This window comes from Lentilactobacillus farraginis DSM 18382 = JCM 14108 (assembly GCF_000583655.1).
GTDB lineage: Bacteria > Bacillota > Bacilli > Lactobacillales > Lactobacillaceae > Lentilactobacillus > Lentilactobacillus farraginis.
On sequence record NZ_BAKI01000069.1, the window covers coordinates 1 to 7,372 of the forward strand.

Sequence of the window (7,372 nt, forward strand, 5' to 3'; positions counted from 1 at the left end):
AAGTAGTTTTTGAAGATCAGGGTACGGTAAATTAACATTGGCATGGTTCAATTCCGGAATTTCCGGGGGTTGTTTTTCTTGAAAAGCCGGGTCGTTTTGATATGAAAATTGATTTGATAAGACCATTTTTATAAATCCCTCCTTTGGTTTGTGAATTTAGGATACTAGCATTTTTGAAGCGCTACAAGGGAACAGCTGAAAATTTTACAAAGTTTTCCTAAAAAAATATTGGAAAAATTACGTAGAGAGTTAACGAATTTCCCGAATCCGCAAATCAGTTTTCGTCGGATTAAGCCAATCAACGGTCCGGGTGATTTTCTTGGTATGATGGTGCCGGTAAACCGTTAATTCGACTTTATAGCGGCCGGGAATGTAGGGGCCAAATGTCCGGGTAACGTTTCGATTGAGACTTCGAGCGACAACTTTACCGTTGACCTTGACCTGGACATTATCCTGGGAGGACTTGATAGTTGGGAAGACGGCTTTTGTTTCGAGTAGGTATTTTTCAAACAAGAAAAAATGGTGACCTGAATCAACAAAGTCCAAATGATCGTTGACGATGCCGGTACTTGTCATTTGACGCTTGAGCTTTGCCCGCTGATTGGGATGGTTTTGATAATAGGTGATAAGCGGTTGGACTGAACGCGGCGTGATTTTTAGATCGGCATCGTCTGTTCGAACAATTGAAGCGACAGTTCGGGCATCGTTTTTTTCGATGGCGACTATAAACCGGTCGGCGGTCGCTTCTCGACTATAATAATGATCAAAGTAAAAATAACTGCCAATCAGCACTACTAAAATAAGTGTAAAAATGGCAGCCAGGCACTTTTGCATAGTTGTTGGGGATTGTTGCGACTTCAAAGGCAATCTTTCTTTCTAAAGGTAATTGGTGATTATTTCATTATATATTATTATAATATAGTTGATACAATTTAGAAAAAATAGATTGGTGTATAGGTGATAGTAATGGTAAAACAAGGTCGTTTTGCTAAATCAAGCAAACTTCGACAAATTAAAGAAATTCAAAAAGCCCGGCGGCAAAAGGCCGAGAGAACAATTAACGATAAACAATTCAGCCAATTTGTTTTTGTGCGTTACGGTTTGACAATGAAGACGCAAATGGTCGGGACCGATAAAGAAACGATGCAGCGCTTTCTCATCGAATGGGTAGCTCACGCGCCGGCAGCCGGTGTTTGGTCCGTTAAACAGCTGGCAACGGCAACATTGAAAGCAATTAACGTACGGGCGCCGTATCAATTTTATCGAGCGGTTGTGCGAAACTGGTCTAAATTTCAACGGTTTTTAAAACGGGAAATTCCGGCTGTTCCGTTGAAAAATCGGCTGATTTTAGCGGATTTTTTGACAACCGAAGCATTTGAACAGCTGGTTGCCCGTCAATTGGCAGCCAACGTTTTGATGGCCACGCTGGGGAACAATCCGCAGTTGATGCAGCAGGTTAATCTCAAGCAGGTTGGCGAACTTGCCCAACATCTAATGGTTGGCGAACGGATTGATTGGCAGAAGGTCCGGGTAGCCTTTCAGCCGTTGCCGTTTGATATTGATACGGCACCTGATACACCGACCCGAAACTGGTTGGGACATCTTTTGAATGAGAAATAGGGAGGTTGTCATGCAAACGGAACATGCTTTGAATTGTGTAAGCCTGGTGCCGTTGTTTCAGTCGCTGCCGCTGGATGAAAAAACAGCGGTTGCCAAACTGGTCGTCCAACATCAGTATCCGAAGGGCACCATCATTTATTTGGCGGGAGACAAAGTTGGCCACTTTATGATTTTGGAGCGGGGCCAGGTCAAGCTGTCCCAAGTCGCGGAGAACGGTAAGGAACAACTTTTAAAGGTGATGCAGCCGGGTGATTTTGACGGGGAAGCCGCTTTGTTCAGTAATGATCAGCGAAACGTTACCGCCACGGCATTGGTTGATTCAACAGTCTGCCAGATTGATCAGGATGCTTTTCAGGATTTATTGAAGCAAAGCCCCCGGCTGGCCGTTAATCTGTTAACAACAATGAGCCGGCAGATTAACAATCTTCAGGAGGAACGGACTGTTTCGGCGACGTCCGATGTTGCCGGCCAATTGGCGAAATATTTGTTGGAAACCAGTGCTTCCTTAAATAAAACCAACTTTAAACTACCTTTAAAGAAGAAAGACATCGCAACGTTTATCGGGACGACGCCGGAGACAATCAGTCGAACGTTCAAACAGCTGACCGCGGCCGGTACGATCAGAATGCAGGCGTCAACGGTTGAAATTTTGGATCGGGACGGTTTGATGGAACTGGTCTAATGATTACTAAAATGTATTTTAAAGGCAGTCAAGGATTGAATTAAGACGATAAAAAAGCTTTCCACCGAATTGCCGATGGAAAGCTTTTAATCGTGATAGTGTTTAAAGTGAATCCCAACTCTCGTGGCGTAACGACATCCCCCAGTAGCCGAGTTCATAGGCACTGCTTCGGATAAAGGCGGTGGTCATTGCCTGTTTTTCGGTTTCATCAACCTGTCCAGCCGCCCGATTAGTCAGTTGAATCATCTGATTAACGCTGTCGGTATAGCCGTCACTATCATAGGTTTCGATCCATTGTTGATAAAGTGAAACCGGTGATCCTTGACTGATTAGGGCCTGGCCGATTTCGTTGTAGAGCCAGTAGCACGGCAACAGGGCGGCAATCGCCCGTTGCGGCGACCCTTGATAAAGGGCGGCATACATATGATTGACGTAGTTATAAGCAGTTGGTGCAATCGGGGTTAAATCAATTTCTGCTTGGGTGATATTTAGTTTGGCGAAGAAACCCTTTCGAACCGCAATTTCACCATTTTTCAAGCCGGCCGCGCCTTCTCTTAAAAAGTTGATGGCTGTTTGATCGGTCAATTGATCGGCAATCTTGTCGTGTAATTTACCGAATTCGCTTAAATAATAGCGATCCTGCAGTAAATAATAACGAAAAGTCGAGAGTGGTAAATCACCCGCGGTTAATTGTTTAATAAATGGATGATGAACACTTCGCAACCAAAGTGGTCTTGCAAGTTCGTGAATTTGATCGGTAAAAGTTGTCAACGTGAATCCCTCTTTCGGTTTTACCTTGGGCACGGTGTTTCGATTGGCAATTAAATAAGGCCGCTTCGATTAAATGAAGTGGCCTTTAGTCAACGATTAATAAACGAATTTGAGCTAAAAACGGTCTTCCTGCGGCAGTACTGACTGCATCAGGTTCCATGGGTATTTCTCAGCCGATTAAAGCACCCCAGACCACAAGGTAATTATATTTTGTGCGATAGTCGCAACTTCAATATACAGCAAATATTTCTGCTCGGCAATAACCAGGAACGAAGTGGTTTGACGCTGCAAAAATAAAATGATAGCCTTATTACCAAATTATCAGCTTAAGAAAGGAGTTTTCTTGATCAAACCAGCGATGACAATCCGAAATAAATGGCTATTCGCGATTGAAAGTATCAGCTTAATAATTTCAATTTATTTTTCTTTATTTACCAATGGCAGTGCGCTGTTGAAGGCCGGCCTTTTGATTCTGGCTGGGATTATTAATTTTGCCGGACTTCACTTTGTCTTTTATCTTTTTACTTATGATGGGTTTAAAAAAGATAAAAAGCTTTTTAATTTACAGGATACGGCCGGGTTCTTGGCGATTATCATTGCTGACGTCTGCGGTTTTATACCACAGTTTTTATTTCCAATAGCTGCTTTAAACGGACCAGCTTTGCTTGGTTGGAAAATCGGTTATTACCTCTTTGGATTTAACGTTTTTTCAGTTTGCTACGCTGTTATTTATTGGTTACTCTTTTGGCGGCGGCATCGCAAATAATCGTTTTTGGGCGACTAGCCGGCAATTGATTTATTCTATAAATAACAAATACCATTGATTTATCCGTACGAATATTTTACAATTAAGCAGTAAACGTAATTCAATAACGAGCAACTCTGGAGGATAAAACAATGGACGAAAGTCGAGTACGAGACGAAATTGTAAGCGGAAACATTTCGTTAGGTATCGAGCTGGGATCAACCCGAATCAAGGAAGTCCTGGTGACGAACGATTTCCAAACAATTGCTTCTGGCGATTATCTTTGGGAAAACGAATTAGATAATGGCATTTGGACCTACCCGATTGAAAAGATTTGGATGGTATTCAAACCAGCTACGCAACGTTGGCACTGGCAGTTCATGACAAATACGGTGTTGAACTCAAGAAGATTGGGTCAATCGGGGTTAGTGCCATGATGCACGGTTATATGGCCTTTAATAAGGATGGTCAGTTATTAGTGCCGTTTAGAACTTGGCGAAACAACATTACCGGCCAAGCTGCTGAATCGTTGACCAAATTGTTCAACTTTAATATTCCGGAACGTTGGAGTATTGCGCATTTGTATCAAGCAATTTTGAATAAGGAAGACCATGTTAAGGACGTTGATTTTCTGACAACGCTGGCCGGCTACGTTACCTGGAAACTTTCAGGTCAACGGGTTCTTGGTGTTGGGGATGCCTCAGGGGTCTTTCCAATTGATGAAAAGACGACCTACTATGATAAAGGGATGGTTGATAAGTTCAATAAGCTCCCCGAAGTCCAACAATACCCGTGGAACCTGGTCGACATTTTGCCAAAAGTTTTACCTGCTGGTGAAAAAGCCGGTGAATTGAACGCTGAAGGTGCCAAATTATTGGACCAAAGCGGTCAACTTGAAGCCGGTTCTCTGATTGCACCGCCTGAAGGGGATGCCGGAACTGGGATGGTTTCAACCAACAGTGTTAAGAAACGGACCGGTAACATTTCTGCCGGTACGTCTGCCTTCTCGATGGTGGTTTTGGATCAACCAATGAAAGCTGTTCACCGCGACATTGATATGGTTACCACTCCGGACGGTGCTCCGGTTGCCATGGTTCATACCAATAATAGTTCTTCTGATATCAACGCCTGGGTCGGCCTGTTTGGCGAATTTGCCAAGGCTTTGGGCCTTCAATTGAAACCGGATGATTTGTACGGGACATTGTTTGCCGAATCCGTTAAGGGTGATCAGGACGCTGGTGGTTTGGTGAACTTTGCCTACCTGTCAGGTGAAAATATTACCAAGTTACCGGAAGGCCGGCCGTTGTTTGTCCGTAAGCCGGATGCCAAGCTGAATTTGGCCAACTTTATTAAGACCCAAATCTACTCGGCATTTGCACCCCTGAAGATTGGGATGGATATCCTACTGCGTGAAGAGCACATTAAGACCAACGTCTTGGTTGCCCAAGGTGGAATCTTTAAGACACCGGTAGTGGCGCAACAGGTTTTGGCTGATGCGTTGAATACCCCGATTTCTGTAATGGAAAACGCCGGTGAAGGCGGTCCGTGGGGGATGGCTGTTTTAGCCCTCTTCTGTGTCAACCGGAATAACGGCGAATCCTTGGAAGACTATCTGGCTAACCGCGTCTTTAAGGATTCAACCAAAGCAACCCTTTATCCGGAATCTGCCAGTGTCCAAGGCTACGACAAATTTATCGACAATTATAAGGCTGCTTTGCCGGTTGAAAGTCAAGCTGTTAAATCAATGAAAATGAAGTAATTGAAAGGTGAATTCAAACAATGCTAGAAGATCTTAAACAAAAAGTTTATGAAGCAAACATGCAACTTCCCAAGCTGGATTTGGTAACTTTTACTTGGGGAAACGTTTCCGGAATTGATCGTGAAAAGGGTTTATTTGTAATCAAGCCATCCGGGGTTGATTACGACAAAATGAAACCATCCGACATGGTAGTAGTTGATTTGGACGGTAAGGTTGTCGAAGGTGATATGAATCCTTCAAGTGATACACCAACCCATACCTACCTTTACAATCATTTTCCAAATATCGGCGGGATTACCCATACCCATTCACCTTGGGCCGTTTCCTTTGCCGCTGCTAAAATGGACATTCCAGCCGTAAGTACGACGCATGCCGATACTTTCTATGGTGATATCCCATGTGCCCCGGCTTTGAACGAAAAGCAGATTAAAGAAGCTTATGAATTAAACACCGGTAAAGTCATTGTTGACGAGTTTGAAAAGCGTGGCATTGATCCGGATGCCGTGCCAGCTGTTTTGGTTAGCCAACACGGTCCATTTTCTTGGGGCCCAACACCGGACAAATCGGTTTACAATGCCAAGGTTTTGGAAGTGGCCGCTGAAATTAGCTACCACGCCCTGCAATTAACCCGTGATGAAATTCACGTACCACAATATTTGTTGGACAAGCACTACTATCGTAAGCACGGTGCCAACGCTTACTATGGTCAAAACAGTGCCAAGTCAAAAGATCACGCAGAACACGAATAAATTAAGTTAATTAGAAAGGTCTACAAAGTAAACTCATTTTGTAGTCGATATAATAAGCCAAATTTAGGAAGCCGGACAAAAAGTAAATTTCTGTCTGGCTTTTTTGACGTGTTGATAACGTGTCATTGACTCCCTAGCAATTCCAGTTAATTTGGAATATACTGGTTTATATTTTGAGAATGGGGAAGTAATTGAATTTTATGAAAGAAAAATAAAAAGGGCGACTTGATGTTTTTGTCGATGCAATCATTGCAATTTTGGTTACGGTGATGGTCCTGGAGTTGCCCATTCAAATTAATAATGGTGCTTTGGACTACCGGAGTTTGTTTACGGCAATTGGCATTTACGCTGTTAGTTTTTGCTTTATTGCCAATTTGTGGTATCAGCACGCAGTGATTTTTAATGAAGTTGAAAAAATTTCAAATGGTGTTGTGGTTGGTGACTTGGCGCTGATGTTCTTTGTATCACTTATTCCAACTTTTACCCGGTTAATGGCTATTGATACCAATTCAATGACGGTGGTTATGTACGGGGTATTGGACCTTGTCATTTCGGTCTTGTTTCGGCGAATTGTAAAGACAATTATCCATGATAAATACACTGATAAAGATGATATGCAAAAATTATACAATGTTATTTATAGTACTGCTTTTCTTGAATCCTGGATATCATATTTGATTTTAATCGTTATTGGCTACTTTTTTCCGAAGTTCTCTCTGATCTTATTTATTATTATTCCCGTTCGTTCGTTTATCCGGCATGCTTCGGATAACGAAGAATTTAGCGACGTTGGAGATTTGGGAAGAAGGGAACGCAAAGCTTTTATCGAACTAACACCAAGTCAGCAGCGAACTTTTCGTCGGTTAGCCCACGACTATCGGCGAAAGACCAGGTCAATCGGAAACCAACCAGATGCTCAAAAGCAAGCTTGGCAGGATTTCTCGAATCAAATTCAGGAAAAACTTCATTTGTCCGCTGAAGATGCTATGAAATGGCGTCATCAAAATAACCAGCATGAGCATCGTAACCAAAGACGATAGTCAACT

The 7,372-nt window shown here is 42.9% G+C and carries 6 protein-coding genes, 2 pseudogenes and 1 riboswitch; of the genes and pseudogenes, 6 read left to right on the forward strand and 2 right to left on the reverse strand.

Features of this window, described 5'->3' with window-relative positions:
* Positions 1 to 249: 249 nt before the first annotated feature.
* Positions 250 to 861, reverse strand: coding sequence for a TcaA second domain-containing protein (locus JCM14108_RS13230; protein WP_035181409.1), 612 nt, complete (start codon positions 859 to 861; stop codon positions 250 to 252).
* A 105-nt stretch (positions 862 to 966) separates the two neighbouring features.
* Between JCM14108_RS13230 and JCM14108_RS13235 the strand changes: the two genes are divergently transcribed.
* Together JCM14108_RS13235 and JCM14108_RS13240 are read left to right on the forward strand one after the other, a co-directional pair.
* Positions 967 to 1,620 (forward strand): hypothetical protein, encoded by a 654-nt coding sequence (locus tag JCM14108_RS13235; protein ID WP_035181410.1) that lies wholly within the window; start codon positions 967 to 969, stop codon positions 1,618 to 1,620.
* A gap of 10 nt (positions 1,621 to 1,630) precedes the next feature.
* Complete coding sequence (locus tag JCM14108_RS13240; RefSeq protein ID WP_035181412.1) at positions 1,631 to 2,302, forward strand: Crp/Fnr family transcriptional regulator; 672 nt, start codon at positions 1,631 to 1,633, stop codon at positions 2,300 to 2,302.
* Between the two features lie 102 nt (positions 2,303 to 2,404).
* Here the strand turns inward: JCM14108_RS13240 and tenA are convergent, their stop codons facing one another.
* Complete coding sequence (tenA, locus tag JCM14108_RS13245; protein ID WP_035181413.1) at positions 2,405 to 3,073, reverse strand: thiaminase II; 669 nt, start codon at positions 3,071 to 3,073, stop codon at positions 2,405 to 2,407.
* A 109-nt stretch (positions 3,074 to 3,182) separates the two neighbouring features.
* A riboswitch (TPP riboswitch) is annotated at positions 3,183 to 3,273 on the reverse strand.
* Positions 3,274 to 3,416: 143 nt separating this feature from the next.
* On the opposite strand from tenA, the gene JCM14108_RS13250 reads away from it, so the two are divergent.
* The 4 genes and pseudogenes from JCM14108_RS13250 to JCM14108_RS13265 form a co-directional block, all read left to right on the forward strand.
* Positions 3,417 to 3,839, forward strand: coding sequence for a hypothetical protein (locus tag JCM14108_RS13250; RefSeq protein WP_035181414.1), 423 nt, complete (start codon positions 3,417 to 3,419; stop codon positions 3,837 to 3,839).
* 131 nt (positions 3,840 to 3,970) lie between these two features.
* Positions 3,971 to 5,577: pseudogene (locus JCM14108_RS13255) on the forward strand (xylulokinase).
* Positions 5,578 to 5,597: 20 nt separating this feature from the next.
* Positions 5,598 to 6,326: an L-ribulose-5-phosphate 4-epimerase gene (locus JCM14108_RS13260; RefSeq protein ID WP_035181416.1), complete on the forward strand. Its 729-nt coding sequence runs from the start codon at positions 5,598 to 5,600 to the stop codon at positions 6,324 to 6,326.
* A gap of 233 nt (positions 6,327 to 6,559) precedes the next feature.
* Positions 6,560 to 7,366, forward strand: a pseudogene (locus JCM14108_RS13265) (TMEM175 family protein); the annotation flags it as partial.
* Positions 7,367 to 7,372: the final 6 nt, after the last annotated feature.